Genomic DNA, 20,292 nt, shown 5'->3' with positions numbered 1-20,292 from the left:
CGTGTCACTAGTCTTCCAATTGCATGATGTCTTCTGCGAGCTTTTCCCAGTAGGCTTGCTTTGCTGCCAATTCTTTTTTAGTATTATCGTATAAGGAGTTGATATTTTTTAGCTTATCCTCATTGTTGTAAATAGATAGATCAGCAAGCTCTACTTCGGTTTTCCTTTTTTTCTCCTCTAGCTCTTCGATTTCTTTTTCCGTTTTTTCAAGTTCTTTGTTCAGTTTGCTCAACTGTCGTTTTTGCTCATCGCCCGGTTGCCCCGTTTTGGGCTTCTCCTTTTTTTCTTCCTTCTTGGGAGCAGTCTTTTCGCTTTTGGTCGGGGCAGGCCTTTTGGCCATCCATTCTTCGTACTCTTGGTAAGAACCGGGATATTCTTTGATCTGCTCGTCTTCGATGAACCAGATTTTGTTGGCTATGCTATCGAGAAAATACCTGTCGTGCGATACCGTGATGAATGTTCCCTCAAACTGTTGCAAGGCCTGGATAAGGATGTTGACCGATTGAATATCCAAGTGGTTTGTGGGCTCATCGAGGATGAGGAAATTGGCATCGGCGGTCAAGGCTTTGGCCAGTGCAACACGTGATTTCTCGCCCCCCGATAATACTTTTATTTTCTTGAAGGCGTCGTCGCCCGTAAACAGAAAACATCCCAAGATAGATCGCAGTTCGGTCTCGGTATGTTTGGGAGCAAAGGCCTGTAGTTCGCGCAGGATTTCATTCTCCAAATGGAGGGATTCCAACTGATGCTGGGCAAAGAAGGTAGTCGTTACGTTATGCCCCGTCTCCGCCATTCCACTAAAATCTTTGTCGGCTCCGGCAATGATGCGTAACAGGGTGGATTTCCCCTTTCCGTTGGCCCCGATGAGGGCGATCTTGTCTCCCTTTTCGATGACGGCATGGGCATCTTTGAGAATACTTAGGTTGGGGTAGGCTTTGTTCACATGTTCCAGGCGTACCACGTGCCTACCCGATTGCTTGCTGAAGTTAAAGCTGAAATTGACCGTGGGGTTATCATCATCCACATCGTCTACCAGGTCCATACGTTCCAGGGCCTTGATGCGCGATTGCACCATCTTGGCCTTGCTGGCTTTGGCGCGGAAGCGTTCTATCAACTTCTCTTCTTGTTTTATCTTGGCCTGTTGGTTCTTAAACTGCCCACTTTGGATTTCTTCGCGCAATGCCTTTTCCTCCAGGTAGAACGTGTAGTTGCCGGCATAGGTAGTAAGCTTGCCCTTGCGCGATTCTACGGTTTTGTTGATGATGCGATCCAAGAAATAACGGTCGTGCGATACGATGACTATGGAGCCGTCAAAAGCTTGCAAATAGGACTCCAGCCATTTGATGGATGGAAGATCGAGGTGGTTTGTAGGCTCATCGAGCAACAGGATATCCGGTGCCTGCAATAGGATACGGGCAAGCATCACGCGCATGCGCCAGCCTCCGGAGAACTGATCGAGCCTACGTTCTTGCTGTTCATCGCTGAAGCCCAGGCCGGCAAGGATCTCATGCGCTTTGAATTCCATGTTATAGCCATCCAAGGCATCAAACTCCATTTGTTTATCGCTCAATTTGTGGATGAGGTCGTCGCTGTAGTCCGTTTCCAGTTTTTGCAGCAGCTCCTCGATTTCGGCATGCAGCTGATTCTGCCTTTCAAAAGCTTCCATAGCTACTTGCAAAATGCTTTTTTCGGAATGATAGGAGAGCAGGTCTTGGTTTAGATAACCAATTTTGATGTCCTTTGCCATGGAGACCGTGCCCGAGGTGGGCTTATATTGGCCTACTATGATTTTCAACAGGGTAGTCTTGCCCGTACCGTTGGCGCCAATCAGTCCTACTTTATCACCGGGTTTGATATGCCAATTGGCTTCGTCATACAGTTTTCTGGCTCCTATTTCAAATGTGAGATTATTTATTGAGATCATTTGCCGCAAAAGTACGAAATTGCATGCATATTATCTTTATGTGTTCATGATAGGTTGCTGTCCGACCATTTTCCTTCACGTTCCTTGCAGTTTTTAGCAAAGTTAAATTAAAGGAAAATAAATCAAATCAAGAGTTAAGAAAGGCATGAGTGCTACTCGCTGAAACAGCGCTTTAGTCTTACATAAGTCTTACTAAGGTCTTACAGAGTCCAAAGAATTTCGTTCGGCTCGTAGAGAATTTGATTGTTAGGAAAAATGGAGGTTATATTATGTCCCTATTAGGAATATAATTTTCAGTAGCAAATATGGGTTATTGTTTTTATAATGAGCTATTTCCAGTTCATCCTTTCTTTTAGTTTGATGATATGGGCCAGGTGATGTTCACAGTGCCATGCATATATCCCTATATTCTCCTCCAGCGTAATTTCTTTTCCGTTTTCGGGATGGATGAATGTCCTTTTAAGTTCCTCGACGGTTAAGGCTTTCAATAAAGTAATCCAACGAAAATGAAGACTTTCCAATAGGGAAAGACTATAGGCTATAGGCAAGCTCTTGCCATCTATGAGTTCTGCCCACTTGTCTTCGCGATAAGGCTTAATGGTGGGTTTTTCTTCGGTGAGCGCCAGTTTGAATCGGGTATAGGCATTTAAGTGGCTGTCTGCACAATGGTGGACAAGCTGTCTGATGGTCCAGCCTTGGGGCCTATATTCGGTGTCCAGCTGGCTGTCCGACAGATGCCCTGTTTCTTTTCTCAGGTGATGTGGAAAGTCGGAAATGATGTCGATATAGCCGTCAATAATAGTGGGCGAGAAGGTGATAGGTCCCACGTATTGACCTATGGGATATTGTAACTTGGTTAGCTCGTTGTTTGTCATCTCTTTTTTGTAGAAAGTTCCGCTTGTATTCAACGGGTAAATATAATAAACACCCGACTAGCTTGAAATTATTTTTAAAATTTAATGTGTTGTAAATAAGCTTATTGTAATCAAACCTTGTAAGAAACAAAAAGTCTACTTGTTTACTAGATTATTTTATCTATCTTTGTCTTATGATAAGGTTGAAAGAGGATATAGTTCTGTTGGTGAGGTGCATGTGTATGCATAGCATTAATCGTTGATGGAATCGCTATATTAAATTGAGGAGCCCTTTCCATCTGACAAGAGGAAAGGGTTTTTTGTTTTATATCTCGTCTTCTCTAATGTTAGGTTTATTTTATAGTTAGTTGTTTTTGATCGGAGCCGCTCACGGGGGTGGGCGGCTTTTTTGAACATCTTTTGTTAACCAGTTAATAAGTTGTAATCCATATGTCGGCAAATTTCATTACCATCAATAAAAAAGAAACATCGGAGTATGCTTCTTCGAAAAAACAGTTCGCAGAACCTACGGGTAAAAGGCGCATTGAAGTTGCATCTAAGATGAAACTAAGGGAATTAGTAGGCCCCAATATCATTTCCTTTCAGATCAATGACGCCACTTCGGACAATTATGAACTGAAAACTATTTCTTCCCGAAGTGTTCTTGCCCGCGCCGTTTTGGGAGCTCACGAAGGAGACATTGTAGGCCTGCATACCAAGGTAGGTTATCGGAAATTTCTCGTGATAGAGGTCGCGTGACTGGGACGTTCGATAGTCTAAATGCTTTTTGTCCGTCTATTTTGCTTTTTTGTCCGCCTGATATATCGTTTGTAGAAATAATCAAAACGCTAAATAAACGATGCCCATCTTTGGGCAAGATTAACCCTTCAACGAACACATACAGGTAAGTAGCATTTGAAAATCTAGTCATAGATTCTGCTGGATCACCATATTGTTTGTAGACGGCAAATGATAACAAGGGGATATGATATTGGGCAAAAAGGTGTATCGAAATGTGACTGTCAAGGAAGTGTGGCTGTGGTTTTCAATATTTTTTGTGCTGTATTGCTTGCAATTTATTATCGTGTATTTGGTAGATTGCGAAAATATATCGACCAAAGGACTCAAGTTTTTGCCAGCCTATTATTTCTTTATGGCACTCTTTATCGTACCTTTTTGGTGGTTGGTATTTGTGCGGTTTAAACAGTTGCCCATTTCAAGGATTGTGCTGCTACATATCGCATTTTGTCCTATCTTCACCACGATATGGTTTATGGGACTTAGTTGCTTTTTACTTTTGATACAACTGGACGCTTTCGTTCCCCTTTTTCCGACAGATTATATAAAGATCATCCATTTCTACTTTGCTGGTATCCTTCACTATATCCTGATTTTTGGGATGATACATGCCTATAATTTTTTCCTGCAAAGGGAAAGACTCATTGAGCGGGAAAGAGCCCTATTGGCTGCTACGCATTTGCATGAGCTGAATGCCCTGAAGGCACAGATCCATCCGCACTTTCTCTTCAACACCCTCAATACCATCAGTGCCTCACTTTCGCCCCAGCAAGAGGAAACCCGTGAAATGATTGCCTGGCTGGCCGATACATTTCGCTATGCACTGGCAGCATCCAAGAGCGAGTGGATACCGCTGAAAGATGAACTCCAGTTCATTGCCGCCATCTTGAACCTCGAGAAGAGGCGCTTTAAAAATCGCCTGAATTTTGTGGTGGACTGTGATTCGGAACTCCTGCATAGCAAAATACCTCCTTTGATTATCCAACCTATTGTCGAAAATGCAGTAAAGCACGGTATAGCGCCGTGCATTGATGGAGGTGAACTTACGGTGCATATAACCAAAGCAAAGAAACACATGCATATATCCGTTGCCAATACGGGAGTGCGCATAGAAAATGATTTGGACAAGGTATTTCACACAGACGGCATAGGGTTGATCAATATCAAAAAACGTTTAAGTCTTATCTATAATGAAGAACTGCACCTGGAAAGCAATGGGCCGTCGGGTTTGATTATCTTTTTCAAGCTTCCCATCGTAGCCTAAGGCAGGTGGCAAATTAGCTCGTAGAAGATATTTTCTTTTTGTCGCCCAGATAAGCATTTGGTAGAATTGGGAAAGATGGATGGTTTAATAATTCCAAATTCGGGAATTTCAAATAAACCCATATGTCTAGAAAATCTATTTTAATCGTTGACGATGAAGAGAATGCCCGCCAGTTAATAAAGGAGTACCTGAAAGAGCAAAAGGATTTCTTTATAGCAGGTGAATGCCATAACGGCATTGAGGCCATCAAGTATATCAATATGCTGGAACCCGATGTCGTGTTCTTGGACATACAAATGCCGGGAGCCAATGGCTTTGAAGTACTTCAGCGTATTGATCACGTGCCACAGATTGTATTTACCACGGCCTATGATAACTTTGCGGTCAAGGCTTTTGAGATGAATGCGGTAGACTATCTCCTCAAGCCATATACCAAGGAGCGCTTTGGCAATGCGCTGGAAAAAATGAAAATCCAAAGTCCCTCAAAATCCTTGCAGTTCCTTGCAAATAGCTTAATGAACTGTTCTGGGATTTATCCGTCGCGTATCCTTGTGGAGGAAGGACGACGTTTGAAGAATATCAACGTAGGAGATGTTATCTATATCAAGGCAGACCGGGATTACACCGAACTGCATACGGACTCGAAATACTACTTGAGCTCATTTGGTATAGGCGCCATCGTTAGTAAGCTGGATCCCAAGGATTTTTTGCGTGTTCACCGGTCATATATCGTCAATATCAATCATGTCAAGGAATTGTACAGAGACATCAGCAAAATGTTTCTGGTAATGAACAATGGCACTGAAATAAATGTGGGCAGAAATTTCATGCAGGAAGTGAAAAGGCTCATGTTTTGATATGGGATACGCCTATGTAGATGGTGACCGACTGAAGTTGACGCTCATTCTATTTGGGGTTTGCGTCTTGATTGCGCTGGCTGTAATTGTCGGATTGATTATTTATATCACACGAAATCGCAAATGATCTTTAGTCCTCTTTTTATGCTTTTTGTCGGCTGTCAGTGTCGTTGGTAGAATAGAAAACAGTACATCGTGTAGCACATCTATTTTTGTCAATCGCATTAATCATTTGCAAAGACAATATAGATGAAGATTAACTTAAAAAACGGAAATGTATGGACCATGATGGTTGGGCTAGCTGTCATCGCTGCTCTTTTGGCTTGTACTTCGGGCAGGTCGCAGCAAGCAGCTGTAGCAGAAAGTTTTGCCGACAAAAGATGGCAATTGAAATCGATGACGGTCTCACCGGCCATAGACATCGATAAGGACGGGGTGTTGGATACGGATATGCTGCAATTTCAAGATGAATGCGATGCAGATGATATAACCATCTTTAGGAGTGACCATCAGCTGATAATAGAACATGGTCGCATACCTTGCAACGATGATGAAGAAGCGGAGGAGGAAAAAGGGGAGTGGCAATACGATCCTGCAAAAAAGACCTTGACCATCACGCACTATGATTCGGACAAGATAGAGGAGGTTCAAGTAGCAGAGTCGCAGGCCACGCGTCTGAAGCTGACGTTCCAAACCGTCTTCCACGGAACGCCTTGTACGGTAACGATAGAACAAGTGTTAAGCAAATAGATGAAAAACAACATGAACTACAAAAATACAAAGAGCGGTGGGGGAATAAAGGGGCTTATCTTTTTGGTCTTCATATTAGGTGCCGTTCAGATGAGCTACGGACAGGGCCTGATGAACAAGGTAAAGAAGAAGGCCGAACAAAGTTTCACGGACAAGGTGCTTCAGAAAACGGACCAAGCGGTAAGCAAAGGCGTAGATAAGGCAGCAGATGAGGCTGCCAAGTCGGCCAAAGGAAAGGAAAAAAATGGGCAAACAGCTCCAAATGGACAAATAGCGCAGCCCATAGATACCAACGCCCCTGTGGCAGCTATTGTTACCAATAAGCCAATTACCTATAGTATCAAATATGATTTCGTACCGGGAGAGTCCGTGTTTTATGTCAATGATTTTAAGGACGATGTTGTCGGGGAACTGCCTATTGGCTGGAATAGTGATGGCAGCTCGGTGATAGTCGAGTTGAATGAGCTAGGGGGCAGATGGCTTCGCATGGCCCAAAAAAGTACTTGCCTCACGGACAACAAGAAATCTTTGGGAGAGAACTTTACCATAGAGTTTGACTTGGTGATGCAATACGATTTCAAAGGCTGGCTACCGCCATCCATCCAGTTTGGTTTATTGGCTTCTGGCGATGAAGCCAACGATGCCAATAAGTTTCTTTCCAATCCCTATGGCGATAAATCATTTTACATGGAGATATCTCCACTTGCCGATGGGGCAAACACGTTGTTGGAAAGCTATGACGGCTATACCCGCTATGTCAATACCCCAGTTAGCAAAAGCAATTTGTTCAAGCAATGGTATGGTCAAGTTATTCATGTAGCTATACAAGGGCAAAAAGAGCGTTTGCGCATTTGGATGAACGGAGAGAAAATGTATGACATGCCTAAAGCCATAGTTTCCAAAAGCACGTTCAATCAATTGTTTTTCAAAATGGGAAGCAGTTCCTATAAGGATGAGCAAATAGGGGTCTACATAGGCAATATCAGCATGGCAACAGGATTGCCAGATACTAGGCACAAACTGATAGAGGAAGGCAAGTTCAGTACTACAGGCATCCTTTTCAACAGTGGCTCGGCCTATATCAAAAATGAGTCGGCGGGTGTCCTGAAGACCATAGCCGATTTACTGACCACACATCCTGACCTAAAAATAAATATCATAGGACATACCGACGCAGATGGCAACGTCGATACCAATCAAAAATTGAGTGAACAGCGTGCACTGGCGGTGAAAGAAAAGCTGGAAAAGGAATATGGTGTTGCTTCAGAGCGTCTTAATTCGAGCGGCAAGGGTCAGGTAGAGCCAGTGGCAGATAACAAGACCAGGGAGGGCAAGGCGCAGAACAGAAGGGTAGAGTTCATAAAACTATAGCTTGTGAATAAAAGAATCTATTCCTATTTTGTGGCTCATTTTCAGTCCAATGAAATAAGGGTCAAAAATAGGAGTAGCAAGATGTTCGACAAAGCGTGTAAATTCCTTCGGGAAAGGGGTGTCTACCTAAGTCCGCAAGACTTGGGACATATTCAGCCGCTTACGCGATGCAAGGTCGTTCCCAAGCACACCATTATCATGCACCAGGGCAAACCGGTGACCAAGTTGTATTTTCTCAATAGTGGTATCGTTCACCTATTCCGGACACATCAAGGGATTGACCATACGCTGGGCATTGTGTCGAGCAATGAATTTGTTTCCACACCGCTGTACCTGCTCAACGGGCAGCCTTCTTCTTGCGCACTGGAGACCTTAACAGAAGTGGAGGTACTCGAATGGGGAAAACCACAAGTAGAGGAAATAAAACGCTTGGTACCTAAGGCTTATGACATGGAACTTGTACTGATGGATAGGGTGCTCAACTGGGTGCAGGACCATCAGATAGATGCGCATTGCTTGACAGCCGAAGAGCGCTATCATAAGATCATGCAGCAGCAGCCCGAGATCTTAAACACCATCCCCTTAAAATATGTCGCCTCCTTGCTGGGCATCCATCAGGATAGTTTAAGCCGCATCCGCAAGCAATATGGACAAAAGATGGCTTGAGGAAAGCATTTTAGGTTACGACAAGTATACTCCTTCATGGTATAAAATTAGGTGATTATATACATTCCTAACCATATTAAAAGTATTTTTTTTGTATAAACACCAGTTCTCCTCAAGTCGGATTTCAACGATGATAACGTCGGGATAGATTTTAGGTTCATGGGCGATAGCGAAAACATAGATAAAAGTCTTATAGAGTCCTTTGGTTTTGCATTGAGCTACATGTCATAGCCTATTCTCCCAATAATGGGCAAAAACGAATATTTCAGGGAGCATGCCATCCATAATAATGAAGCATTGAAGGTTCTGGGCAAAAAACTGGATTTTTAGACTGGGTAGTCACCGTCTGTTTTTATATATGTATGCATGCTATAAGAGGCAAGGCCTTTCCAATGAAAATAAAGGGTAAAGTTCTCGCATATTTGCATTGCGATATCAAGTTAATGTTCTATGAATTAATACGAAGCACAAAAGTCACTACTAAAAACAGTAACCTCGTTGGAATGGTGATAGATGAAAAAGAAATATCCACTTAATCTGAGGGTAGGCGGGGAAATAACTAAGGATAGTGGGGACAAAAAAATCCCGATGGCCATTGCACATCGGGACTAAGGTGAAAAAATCCATCCACGAATTTTCAAACCAATAACTTATCCATTAAGGATTTTGATCTCCTGGAGCGATATGTTCGTTTGCGTCCATTTCCTCTTGCGGAATCTGAAAGATAAAATGGGTGTAATTGGCGGGATAGGTGTTTAGATAGGCCGCTGGGTGATTGCCTGTTCGGACAAGGTCGAGCTGCTTTCTCTTGATATCCTGTGCCATTACGCCGATCTCACCATAGAGCTCCTTCCTCCTTTCCACCAATATTTCTTCTATCAGGGCCTGTTTGGTGTCGTTGGCCGATATAAGGGCATTGGGGTCGCGATTTACTTGCAGTGTATGTAAAACGACCTTTGCATTGTCCAGATCATTCAGTTCGGCCCTTGCTTCGGCGATGACAAGTACAAGCTCAGGGGAACGCATCATTACCAAATGGCCAGATAGATCGTTCAGGTCCCTAAATTTGGTCGTGATATAGTAGCCGTTTTTTGTGGCAAACAGCTTGCGGACATCGGTATCCGAAAACCTGTTGACAAATGTGTTGTTCACATAAAAGTTCTTATAACCGTCCGTCCTGTCGTGATCGAAGAACGAGAACAGGGACCTGTAGTACATCGCTTGGTCGTTCCTGAGCGGCAGTCCCCAAAGCCATTCACTTGCGTCATAGCTGTTGAATCCTTTATCATAATCTGCTGGGGTAAATGCTTGCTGGATGTTGGCGGCCGTATAGCTTGCAGTAGCCACGCCGTATCCTTCTAGGGCCGCAAAGGCTTGTTGCTCCGCTTTTTCCCACTCTTCCATGGTAAGGTAAACCCTGGCGAATATGCCATGTGCCACACTTTTGTTGATCATATACTTGAACGCACGTTCGCCTGTGAGGTGCTGCACCGCGAAATCCAGATCGGAAACAATCAGCGCATAGACTTCCTCTACCGAAGACCGGGGATTCCCTTCGTTATCGGCAGAGGTAGGGACGGTATATAGGGGTACGCCCAGGGCCGATTTGTCCTTGGAGTACGCGTGCTGGTAAGCCCGTATCAGATTGAAATAGGCCCACGCTCGAATGGCCCTGGCCTCGGCCTCAAAGGCCAACTTGGCGTTGTCCGGTATCGGCGCCTCTCCCAGGCCGGCTATAATGACGTTGGTGTTGTTGATGACTTTATAGTGGAAATTCCAGGTAAACCTGGTGCGCCTATAGACGGATCGGCTATTGTCTATTTCATAATCAAAGGAGTACCAATTGCCAAAGGGCGTCATGATATCATCGCCCATCACCTCATAGGCAAGATCATAAGATTTGGCCCCGTCGCTGTCATGGCTCAGCATATCAGACCGGATGATGTTATATATACCCGTGAAATAGGCACGAATATTTGATGCCGAGGAAAAAATGTCATTTTCCGATACCTGATTCGTAGGTCTCGGGTCGTCCAGGAATGATTTTTTGCAAGATGTCACCGCTATTGCCAATGATAGGGCAATGGGCGTATAGTATTTAAAAAACTGTTTCATGTTAGCGATGTATTAAAAACCAATATTTAAGCCCAAAGCGAAGGTTTTCATTTGGGCGGATCTATTACTCGTATTTCCCCCGAGGTTTTGTTCGGGATCCAAACCTGGACGACCAAAGAAAGTGAATGGATTGTCTGCTTGGAGATAGATGTTCACTTTATCTACCTTATACCTTCCCAATAGGCTCTGGGGCAGGGTGTAGCCAAGGTTGATGTACCTTACCCTTGCGAATGTGCCGTCGTACAGAAACCTGCTCGAGCGTGCATTGGCGTCCTGATTGACCCCTATCTGTGGAACATCCGTTATGTCACCCGGATTTTGCCACCTGCCCAATATGTCCCTTGTGGATTGACGTCCATGACTCCTGTAATTTTGCATGAGCAGCGCATAATCTCCATCATAGATATAGCCACCTACATTGGCGTATATATTGAAGCTGAGGCTGAAATTCCTGTAGCTGAAATCATTGGTCAACCCGGCCGTAAAATCAGGTAGGGCGGACCCCGAGAACTTGCGGCTATTGCTTGCCGATGAATAGCCAGAGGTCATTTCCTGGGTGGTGTTGCCGTTTTCATCGGTCACGTCGTAATACCACTGCGGTTGACCAGTTTGGGGATTCACTCCGGCCCATTGCTCCAGGTAGAACTCGTATACGGACTTGCCTTCCTCATACCGCTTGTCTCCCGTATTGATACCCTGACCTTTGTGCAATTTGGTGATCACGTTTCGGTTGGTGCTGAACAGCAGGGAAGTGTTCCATAGGAAATCCTTGTTTTTCAGATTAATGGAATTGATGGTGAACTCAAAACCCCTGTTTCTTAGCGCGCCTATGTTCTCTATGATAGATGTTATCCCACCTGAATTGGGCAGGGGCCTGCTGAAGATCAACCCATCGGTCGTCTTATTGTACCAGTCAATCGACCCGTTGATTCTGTTTGCCAATATAGAAAAGTCCAATCCGAAATTCAGCGTGTTGCTTTTTTCCCAGGTTAGCAGGTAACTTGGCAATGATTCCAACAGAACACCTGTGTTGCTCAATACATTGTAGCCCGTGCCGAATGAGCTGAGGTAAGGGAAATAATTGTGAGTTCCATTACTGTTCAACGTGAAGTTATTGCCAAGTTCTCCATAAGATGCCCTCAGTTTCAATTGATTTATGGCCGAAACGGATTTCATAAATTTCTCCCTTGCAATATCGTAGGCCCCGGAAACGGAATAGAAGTCGCCCCATCGTACCTGGCTCTCGAACCTAGAAGAGCCGTCTCTACGATAGGACAAGTCTATGAAATACTTATAGTCGTAGTGATAACCTACTTTGGCTAGGTAGGAATTGAGCGTTTCATCGGTATTCGTTGATGAGAGGAACTCGTTGTTTGTCCCAACGGCTAGTTCGCTCAGGCCCGCTAGCCCAAATCCTGTCTTTTGTCCGAGCAAGGTGTCGTAATTATAATTAAAGGCTTCATATACGCCAAAGATGTTGAGATGGTGCGTATTGGCAAAGGTCTTTGCATAACTCAGTTGGTTGGACCATGTCCATTGTACGGTATTATTCTTTTCCCTCACACCGCGCCCATTTACCGAAGCGCCTAGACCATAAGTCGGGTTGTAAAACTCTTTGCCGATAAAATTATAAAAATCTATGCCATAGGTGGTCTTGAATTTCAATCCGTCCACGAGCGACATTTCGGCATAGGTATTGGCACTTGTGGTCAGCCTGCTGTACCGTATTTCGTTCAACGCGTATGTACCAGCTGGATTCTCGTTTTCAAATACCGGTCTGGACGTATTGACTGTCCTTCCACTGATGGAAGTACCCCAATCGTACATGGGAGCACCATACTCATCGAGCAGCAATTCGCCGTTTTCACCCCTCATGTGCAAGGGATAGATACTAGAGACATTTCTGGAGAATTGTATGATATTTGAATAGGTACTACCAGATTGGGTAGGATAGTTCTGGTCAGTGGAGCTGATGTTGAGATTGGTTCCCACATTCAACCAATTGCTCAGCTTATTAGTCAGGTTTACCCTGCCGGATATCCTTTCGAAGTCTGAAGCAATAGCATATCCCCTGTCTTTTAGGTAGCCCAGTGACAGGTAGTACTTTGTTCTGTCGTTTCCGCCGCTGGCGCTGAACTGGGCATCCGTACGCCTAGTGTCTTTCATCGATCTTGTAAGTGCCTTTTCCCAATCGGTGTCCCACAGTAAGGTGGCACCTTGTACTAGGTTCCCATTGTCGTCAAAAGGTCGGGCCACACTGTAGGGATTGTACCTCAGGTTGCCAATAATATTGTCAGAGGCATATTTACCCGGATTGTCCACGCCGTTGGCTGCGGCATAGTTGCGCAATGCTTCCCAGGTGAGCTGCATGGATTCGGCAGCGCCCAAGAAGTTATATTCCTTTCTTGTCCTGCTCGAATAGCCCTGAAGCACGGATGCTTCGAATTTTGGAGTGCCACTTTTTCCGGACTTGGTAGTGATCATGATGACCCCGTTGGCGGCACGCGAACCATACAGCGCAGCGGATGCAGCGTCTTTCAGCACGGTCATGGACTCCACGTCGGCCTGGTTGATAGAATGGATATTCCCACCGTAAGGCACGCCATCCAAAACGATCAATGGGGAGGCAGAAGCATTTATGGAATTGATGCCACGGATACGTATGGTAGGGTTTTCACCGGGCTGTCCCACGGAGGTCAGTACCTGTGTACCCGTAGTGGCACCTTGCAGAGCCCTAGTGACTGATGGTACGGTCTGTTTGCTGAGGCTTGAAGCCGTCACGGTGCTGATGGCACCTGTCACGGACCGGGCATCGACGGTTTGGTACGGAAGGGTCACCACAACCTCGTCCAAGAGCTGCGCATCATTGTCGAGCGCTACGTCTACCACGTTTTTGGATTGCACCTCTACCGTCAATGTGGCATAACCCATATGATGGAAAATTAGTTTTTTTGCATCCAAGGGTACGGTAATACTGAACTGGCCATTTGCATCGGTTTGGGTTCCAGTCTTGGTGTTTTCGACTGATACGGATACCCCTGCTAGGGGCAATCTGTCGCTTTTGGAGGTCACCTTTCCGGTGATTGTTCTTTCTTGCGCGTTTGCCGATTTGACCAGCAAGGCACACAAAATCACAAAACTCAGTAATGTTTGTTTCATTTGTTTTAATTAAGTGAAAAGATAAATTGTTTAACCCCGACATACGCCGGATTTTTTACGATTAGTTTCAATGGATTTTATCCACCGAATCTATAGACGAAATTAACATGCTTAGGAACCAATATTTGGGAATATCGACAAACAATGATTATGGGAGACCAATGCCGAAAATTATGTCATGAATGTCTTTGCGGTAGTTGCCTGGTACAACATGTTTCCCTTTTGCAAGTGAAGCACACGCCACGGCTATTGCCCTAGTGTATGTCTCCACATTAATGATTTGCCTAAGTTAGTGATGGTGGATAGGTTGGTTTTTACTCTCTGCATACGACAGAAAAGCCAACCCTTCCATATACGGGTTTTGGTATCCAAATAAGTGTATACGTCAAGATACCGACCGATCGGATATAAAACTTTGACACCGAATAATGCACCCGGTTGTGCCCGATGGATGTAGAAATCCTGCCGTTTTGGTTGGAGCCATAGCATGACCGTAGGTTGCAACCGCAGGGCTAAACCATTTATAGCTACTCTTTGATCTGGGGATGAAAATTCAAGTTCTGGCAAAAAGACACTCCTGTTCCTATATCCATGAAAGCTAAGGAGAAACGGAAGACCCTTGTATTCGATCATCAGGTCGGTGCTCAGGGCGTAGCCAAAAGAGGTAAATAGTGGCGCACGGCAAAATTGAAGGTTATTTGTTTCTTCAAAACCACAGAAGATATTAACAACCTGAGTTCGATTAATCGATTTTGAACCGAAAAAGCCACTGATCGTCATGGTGAGCGAAGTCGAATCCATCAATTAACGCAAACTGACCCCTCCACGGTAGTCGAGGTGACGAGCTGTTTTTGCTTTTTTTCTACGAGCAACCTTAACGATCGAACTCAGGTTAACAGCAGAAAAACAGCTATGATCAAGGTGTTTTCTTAATTTCTGCTATTAGCTCCACTTCCAAAATACAATTGGGATCTGCCAATCGACTTACCTGTACCCACGTGGCAGCCGGAGTGTGATCTCCATAGTATTTTTTCCTGTGATCCAGGTGTTGGATCACACTGTCTATTGCCGTAGCATATAGGTTTTCCTTTATCACGTGAGAGAAATCCAGATCATAGGCTCTTAGGGTTGTTTCCAGCCTCTTGTAAACAGCGTCAATCGCCTTATCCATTTGACCGCTGGCTGGTATTCCCGAAATATAAAGAAGATTGCCACTGCGATAGGCCTGGGCATAGTTCCATTCTTTTTGAACGGAATGTGAATAAAACGTTTTTTCTTGCGCCTCGACAAGGAAAGTTACTGTCGAAAGGCTTACGATGGTGGTGAATGATTTGATCATGTTGCTATTGAAGTTATCTGGGATAAAGCTAATATAGAATGCTATAACATCGTAGGCAAGTAGACAAACTGTCGTATTCCGCGTATGAAATCATAAAAAAATGGAATAAAGAGCAATTGGAGGGCGAGGCTTTATCATTATTGCTGTGTGAGGTATTGTTCTATGACGGCAATGGCATGAGCTTGATTATCTACTATTGGTAGATTGCCCATAAGGAAAAGATATTTTTGTAAGATAGACCTTTGATCCAATATCTAATGTCCTAAATGCTCTGAATAGATAGAGAGCCTGTTTTGGTAGACAAATGGCCAATTATATACACCAACAAGGTGCCAACTAAGTACTGTTTGCCATAAAAAAGGTAATAGTCATTTAAAACAAGTCTTTTATCCCCTTTATATTGTCCATTATCGACCAAGTTGGCAGATGCTATTCATGTCCCTTAACATTGCACCATCTAAAAACAGAAAAATGATGATAAAAAGTAATTTGAGTATTGGAAAAAGTATTAGAGGGTTTCGCGTATTAGGGTATCTTTTGATGATTGTGATATTACTGCCAATGGCATGCAGTAAAGATGATCATCCCAAAGTAGGAGAGGATACTGCCAATTTCATTCCACAAGTGGGCAAGACTTATAGTTACAGACAGGAATTGGAAGAGGGAGAACACATCGTCTTTACCAGAAGTATTTCGGGAAGTAAAGATTCGACTGGTTTCAAGGTCTATAACCTGCGTACCCGAATGGTATATGATGACATTGCGATTGAGGTAAACAACGGTATGTATGTCAACGGAAGCAAAACTGTACAGGTACAGCATCAGCCAGAACAATGGGGGTATTTGTTGAAACTACTAGAACGTTCGTTTGAATCTCAGGGAATGGATGTAGAGATCAAAAGTCACACCGCGCAGGGTTTTCCGGTCTATAGCGAATGGGACAACAAGCAGGAAGAAGGTGCGCTATTGCGTTTTATTGGTCCGCAAAAACAATCCTTGAGCGTCTCATATGAAGGTACGACGGCTGGACAGCCGGTAGATTTAGGGCTGACCGTAAGCATGGAACAGCAAAACGGTAGGGTGGTAGCCGTGGAAGAAATAACAGTGCCTGCGGGCAAGTTTAAATGCAGCAAATATGAATATAAGGTGCGCAATGGCTTGGAAATCAAAGTAGATGGTGTTTCCTTTGGCAACACGGAAGAGGAGGCTACGGTGCAGGTGTGGCTGGCTCACGGAGTGGGTGTGGTCAAGGAGATTTCCGTTACCAACGGTGATGTATCTACGTACGAACTCACCGAGATAAAATAGTTTTCCTGTGTATGGAGGCAAAGGGAAAGAAATGCTATCATTTAGTCTTCAATCAATACCTGAACATTAAAGTTAGTTGAAAAAAATGAAAAGAAAATTGTTAAAAGAAATAATTGTTACATTGTCGGTGCTTGGCTTTTTAAGCGCTTTCACCTCTTGTGATAAAGATAAAAACCAAACTTATCAAATTCAATCTGGTTCTACAGCTACGTGGACCGGTTTTCTAGAGACCGGTTATTTTAATACGGGAACTATAGCGCTTCAAAACGATGCGATTACGGTATCTGGTTCCCGTATTACGGGAGGAACCATTACCATGCCTTTGAGTTCCTTGGTCAATAGCAATCTGGAGACACAGGAGGCCAAAGCCCAATTGATAGAACATTTGCAGTCGGCTGCTTTTTTTAATGCGGCATTATACCCCAATGTAAAATATACAATCAAATCGGCCGAGCCACTTGCTGAAAACGATCAAGACGGAAACAATTACCTGATTAAAGGAGATTTGTCCATCCTTGGGCAGGTACGGGCCTTGCAAATGCCTGCTGTCTTGCACATAACGCCCACCGAAATCTCGGCAAAAGCCTACTTTACCTTTGATAGGACGCTTTGGGGAATGAACTATGCGACCGATAGCCAACTGCCACCCGAAGATAAAATAAAAAATGAAATCGCTGTGGCATTTGATCTGAAAGCAACTATAAATCAATAATTGAATGATAAAGAAACTAAAAGTAGTTGGCGGTATAGCACTCATACTGTTGCTCCTCGTTTTATTAGCCAGCTTATACATTGGCGTAACGAAACCCAATGTGGGAGCTGCTGACGAAATAAACATCGCTATTACTGCACAACGAATCCAAAGAGGAGAGTACTTGGCCAACCATGTAACGGTTTGTATGGATTGCCATAGCAAACGTGATTGGTCTCTTTATAGTGCGCCTATGATGCCCAATACATTGGGAGAGGGGGGAGAGCTGTTCGATCAGAAGGCGGGGTTCCCAGGTAAGATATATGCGACCAACATTACGCCCCATGCATTGGCAGGCTGGACGGACGGGGAGCTATTGAGGGCAATAAGCACGGGTGTAAACAAGGACGGTCGGGCCTTGTTTCCCATAATGGGTTACGCGCGATTTGGTCAAATGGACAAAGAAGATATCTATAGCATTATTGCTTATCTTAGGAAGTTAAGTCCCGTCAAAAATGAAGTTCCTGAAACTGTCTTGGACTTCCCTGTCAACCTGTTGAACAGACTGTCTCCACAAAAGGCCAGTTTTCAGGAAAGGCCGCCTGTTACGGATAGCATCCGCTATGGCGGATACCTTGTAAATGCGGCAGGCTGTGTCGATTGCCATAGTAAGACAGATAAAGGCAAAATAGTTCCGGGTTCGGAATTTGGTGGCGGTATGGAATTCAAGCAGCCAGGGGGCATTATACGGTCTACCAATATCACTCCACATAAGACCAATGGAATAGGGGGATGGACAAAAAAGATGTTTGTGCAGCGCTTTAAGCAATATGCCGATAGTGGCTATGCTATGGCAAAGCTGGCACCAAATCAATTAAATACACCTATGCCGTGGAAAATGTATGCCGGTATGACGGAACAAGATTTGGAATCTGTCTATAGTTACTTGCTCAGTTTGGCACCCAATGCCAACCCAGTGGTCAAGATTTCAAAAAAATAGATAGTTCTATCCAGATAAACGTTTTTTTGTGTGCTTGGAGGCGGAGGGCAGATATACCTCCGCCTTTTTTATTCGCGGAAAGACAGAATCATTAAGAAGAGAAAGGCCTATTGCGATAGCCGTTTATAGCAATCTGATTTATAACTGCGACCAATAGGCAGTTCTTTGCCGCCAATCTCCACGCAGTAGCCATGATAGCTCTCCACTTTGTCCAGTGCTATGATAAATGAGCGGTGTATACGTATGAAGCTCTCGTCTGGCAATAGATCTTCCAAAAGACCTATCTTTTGTTTTGATATCAATGTCTTATCTTTCAGTATCACTTTTATATAATCCTTTATACTCTCTATCCAATAAATATCGGCAATATTTATCTTCGTCATTTTACGATCTACCCGCAACAACAGGTAATTGTCCGCAGAACGTTCTGTATTCAAGGGATTGCTATATTGTATGGTAGGTTGTTGCATTTTAAACAGGTTGAAAACCTTGTCCAGCGCTTTCAGGAAGCGGTCAAAAGGAACAGGCTTCAACAAGTAATCTACTGCATTGAGGTCAAAACCACTTACGGCATAGTCGGGAAATGCAGTCGTGAAGATGACCTTAGGCGGAGTTTTTAGGCTGCGCATCAGATCCGTGCCCGTCATGCCGGGCATTTGCACGTCGAGAAATAGGAGGTCTACTCTTTCTTTCTGTAGGGTTTGGAACGCCTCTATGGCATTGCTGCATTTGGCCACTACCTTAATTTCATGGAAATTGGTCAGGTAATTTTCGATTACTTCAATGGCATACGGTTCGTCGTCTACGATAATCGTCTTCAGTTTCATTTGATGGTTTCACTTTTGTTTAGGGCCAATAGCTGTTCTGGATACAGCTTTTTTACTCTTAGACTACCAGCCGCCTTCTTATTGGCCACGGGTGTTAGCGTTAGCTCCAATACGACGGCAAATAAATGTTCGTCGTCATCATAGATACGGAGTTTGTGAGCGTTTGGATACAACATGTTCAGTCGCTTGGTAAGGTTTGCCAAACCGATATTTCCTTTGGGTACCATGCTTAGTTTTATCATTGGTTTTGCTGGTTTGGAGTTGCTGATTTTAAAGCTAAACCGTTCTTCTTTTACCATGATTTGAATGGTGACCCAAGCTTCTTGCATGTCCTCATGTACGCCGTGCTTGAACGCATTTTCCACCAATGGCAGAAGCAGCAGTGGCGCAATTTCCTGGTCTTGTATAGATCCGTTTACATGAAACGTGAGATCCAATGCCTGCGTATGTCTCAGTTTTTCCAGGGCTATATATTGTTCGATAATATCCAGTTCCTTTGCCAACTTGACGGTGGGTGTATCGCATTCATAGAGGATGTAGCGCAATATCTGGGAGAGCCCCATTACTACGGTGGGTGATTGTGGGGATTGATTTAGTGTAAGGGCATACAAATTGTTCAGTGTATTGAATAAAAAATGTGGGTGGACCTGGTTTTTCAGGAAACTAAGTTCGGCCTGCGTGGCCGCCTCTTTGCGTTCATAATACATTTTGAGAAGCTTGATGGCTATAGCTACCCATGCGGCATTGTTTGTTTGCTCCATTGCTGCCATAAAAGCCGAAAAACGGGTGATCTGTTCCCAGAAACTGCCCTGTATCCTGTCCCATACAAATGGTCCGTTCAACTTCACGAGCAATTTGTATGTCAAAGGATCGGCATAGAAAATTTCTGCTAAACGGAACAATAGCGCCGCCACTAATGCACAAGCGAATACAGACAAAAAGAACCAAATATATTTTTTTGTAAAAAGCATTTTAGGTATCACTACATAGGCCATAATATAGAAATAGGCCATGTGTATGGGAAGAAAGAAGATCATAAAGCTAAAAGACGCTAAATAGCTTTTGATATAGATGCTGTATAACACCGTCATCACCGCTAAAACGGATAGCCAGTACAATACATGTTGCACCACTCTTTTATGTAACAAGGCCTGCGTTTTTACCATATACTCCATCTTGCAAAGATAATTGTTTTTCCACCCCGTTATATAAAACGGTCTGATTCGTAGATAGATAGTGTGATTTTGTCGACCAATGACTTCGTTGAACGCAGATCCATCGTCAAAATACATGTACAGCTGCGAAAAAGGCAGTCATATATCGAAAGCATACCGTTTTTTGCAAGAATGTATTTCTTCATTTCCGAAGT

Annotated in this window: 17 protein-coding genes; 9 read left to right on the top strand and 8 right to left on the bottom strand. The window is 43.9% G+C overall.

Annotation, left to right across the window (positions count from 1 at the left end; all coding sequences use genetic code 11):
• Positions 1-7: 7 nt before the first annotated feature.
• Positions 8-1,924 (bottom strand): ABC-F family ATP-binding cassette domain-containing protein, encoded by a 1,917-nt coding sequence (locus A37S_RS0115150; protein ID WP_028297717.1) that lies wholly within the window; start codon positions 1,922-1,924, stop codon positions 8-10.
• 329 nt (positions 1,925-2,253) lie between these two features.
• Positions 2,254-2,799: a YfiT family bacillithiol transferase gene (locus A37S_RS0115145; RefSeq protein WP_028297716.1), complete on the bottom strand. Its 546-nt coding sequence runs from the start codon at positions 2,797-2,799 to the stop codon at positions 2,254-2,256.
• A gap of 429 nt (positions 2,800-3,228) precedes the next feature.
• Between A37S_RS0115145 and A37S_RS0115140 the strand changes: the two genes are divergently transcribed.
• The 6 genes from A37S_RS0115140 to A37S_RS0115110 all read left to right on the top strand — a co-directional run bounded on the left by A37S_RS0115140 (position 3,229) and on the right by A37S_RS0115110 (position 8,484).
• Complete coding sequence (locus A37S_RS0115140; RefSeq protein WP_028297715.1) at positions 3,229-3,537, top strand: GreA/GreB family elongation factor; 309 nt, start codon at positions 3,229-3,231, stop codon at positions 3,535-3,537.
• Positions 3,538-3,763: 226 nt separating this feature from the next.
• Positions 3,764-4,840 (top strand): sensor histidine kinase, encoded by a 1,077-nt coding sequence (locus A37S_RS26335; protein ID WP_051293214.1) that lies wholly within the window; start codon positions 3,764-3,766, stop codon positions 4,838-4,840.
• A gap of 122 nt (positions 4,841-4,962) precedes the next feature.
• Positions 4,963-5,697, top strand: coding sequence for a LytR/AlgR family response regulator transcription factor (locus tag A37S_RS0115125; protein WP_028297714.1), 735 nt, complete (start codon positions 4,963-4,965; stop codon positions 5,695-5,697).
• 249 nt (positions 5,698-5,946) lie between these two features.
• A complete protein-coding gene (locus A37S_RS0115120) occupies positions 5,947-6,447 on the top strand; it encodes a DUF5004 domain-containing protein (RefSeq protein WP_028297713.1) in 501 nt (166 codons plus the stop codon).
• 12 nt (positions 6,448-6,459) lie between these two features.
• A complete protein-coding gene (locus A37S_RS0115115; protein WP_169719511.1) occupies positions 6,460-7,818 on the top strand; it encodes an OmpA family protein in 1,359 nt (452 codons plus the stop codon).
• Between the two features lie 3 nt (positions 7,819-7,821).
• A complete protein-coding gene (locus tag A37S_RS0115110; RefSeq protein ID WP_245586400.1) occupies positions 7,822-8,484 on the top strand; it encodes a Crp/Fnr family transcriptional regulator in 663 nt (220 codons plus the stop codon).
• 657 nt (positions 8,485-9,141) lie between these two features.
• Here the strand turns inward: A37S_RS0115110 and A37S_RS0115095 are convergent.
• From A37S_RS0115095 to A37S_RS24890, 4 genes are all read right to left on the bottom strand, one after another.
• Positions 9,142-10,599 carry a RagB/SusD family nutrient uptake outer membrane protein gene (locus tag A37S_RS0115095; protein ID WP_028297710.1) on the bottom strand — a complete coding sequence of 486 codons (1,458 nt, stop codon included), beginning with the start codon at positions 10,597-10,599 and terminating at the stop codon, positions 9,142-9,144.
• Positions 10,600-10,611: 12 nt separating this feature from the next.
• Positions 10,612-13,758 (bottom strand): SusC/RagA family TonB-linked outer membrane protein, encoded by a 3,147-nt coding sequence (locus A37S_RS0115090; RefSeq protein WP_028297709.1) that lies wholly within the window; start codon positions 13,756-13,758, stop codon positions 10,612-10,614.
• A 246-nt stretch (positions 13,759-14,004) separates the two neighbouring features.
• Positions 14,005-14,538: a hypothetical protein gene (locus A37S_RS27525; protein WP_028297708.1), complete on the bottom strand. Its 534-nt coding sequence runs from the start codon at positions 14,536-14,538 to the stop codon at positions 14,005-14,007.
• A gap of 136 nt (positions 14,539-14,674) precedes the next feature.
• On the bottom strand, positions 14,675-15,097 hold the full coding sequence (locus A37S_RS24890; protein ID WP_051293213.1) for a RidA family protein: 423 nt from the start codon (positions 15,095-15,097) through the stop codon (positions 14,675-14,677).
• Between the two features lie 561 nt (positions 15,098-15,658).
• On the opposite strand from A37S_RS24890, the gene A37S_RS0115075 reads away from it, so the two are divergent.
• The 3 genes from A37S_RS0115075 to A37S_RS0115065 all read left to right on the top strand — a co-directional run bounded on the left by A37S_RS0115075 (position 15,659) and on the right by A37S_RS0115065 (position 18,096).
• Positions 15,659-16,405, top strand: a complete 747-nt coding sequence (locus A37S_RS0115075) for a TapB family protein (protein ID WP_157278699.1) — start codon at positions 15,659-15,661, stop codon at positions 16,403-16,405.
• Between the two features lie 85 nt (positions 16,406-16,490).
• Positions 16,491-17,117: a YceI family protein gene (locus tag A37S_RS0115070; RefSeq protein ID WP_036602717.1), complete on the top strand. Its 627-nt coding sequence runs from the start codon at positions 16,491-16,493 to the stop codon at positions 17,115-17,117.
• A 4-nt stretch (positions 17,118-17,121) separates the two neighbouring features.
• The gene (locus tag A37S_RS0115065) at positions 17,122-18,096 is read left to right on the top strand and encodes a c-type cytochrome (RefSeq protein WP_028297705.1); all 975 of its coding nucleotides are present in this window, start codon (positions 17,122-17,124) and stop codon (positions 18,094-18,096) included.
• A 107-nt stretch (positions 18,097-18,203) separates the two neighbouring features.
• Here A37S_RS0115065 and A37S_RS0115060 read toward each other — a convergent pair whose 3' ends face one another.
• Entirely contained in the window at positions 18,204-18,923 is a 720-nt protein-coding gene (locus A37S_RS0115060) for a LytR/AlgR family response regulator transcription factor (RefSeq protein ID WP_028297704.1), read from the bottom strand.
• Positions 18,920-20,098 carry a sensor histidine kinase gene (locus A37S_RS24885; RefSeq protein WP_051293212.1) on the bottom strand — a complete coding sequence of 393 codons (1,179 nt, stop codon included), beginning with the start codon at positions 20,096-20,098 and terminating at the stop codon, positions 18,920-18,922. The genes A37S_RS0115060 and A37S_RS24885 overlap by 4 nt, the downstream gene beginning before the upstream one ends.
• Between the last annotated feature and the right edge of the window lie 194 nt (positions 20,099-20,292).

This window comes from Olivibacter sitiensis DSM 17696, assembly GCF_000427965.1.
GTDB classification, from domain to species: Bacteria; Bacteroidota; Bacteroidia; order Sphingobacteriales; family Sphingobacteriaceae; genus Olivibacter; species Olivibacter sitiensis.
Note: the sequence above shows the minus strand (reverse complement) of the source record. Positions and strands in the feature narration are given on the sequence as shown.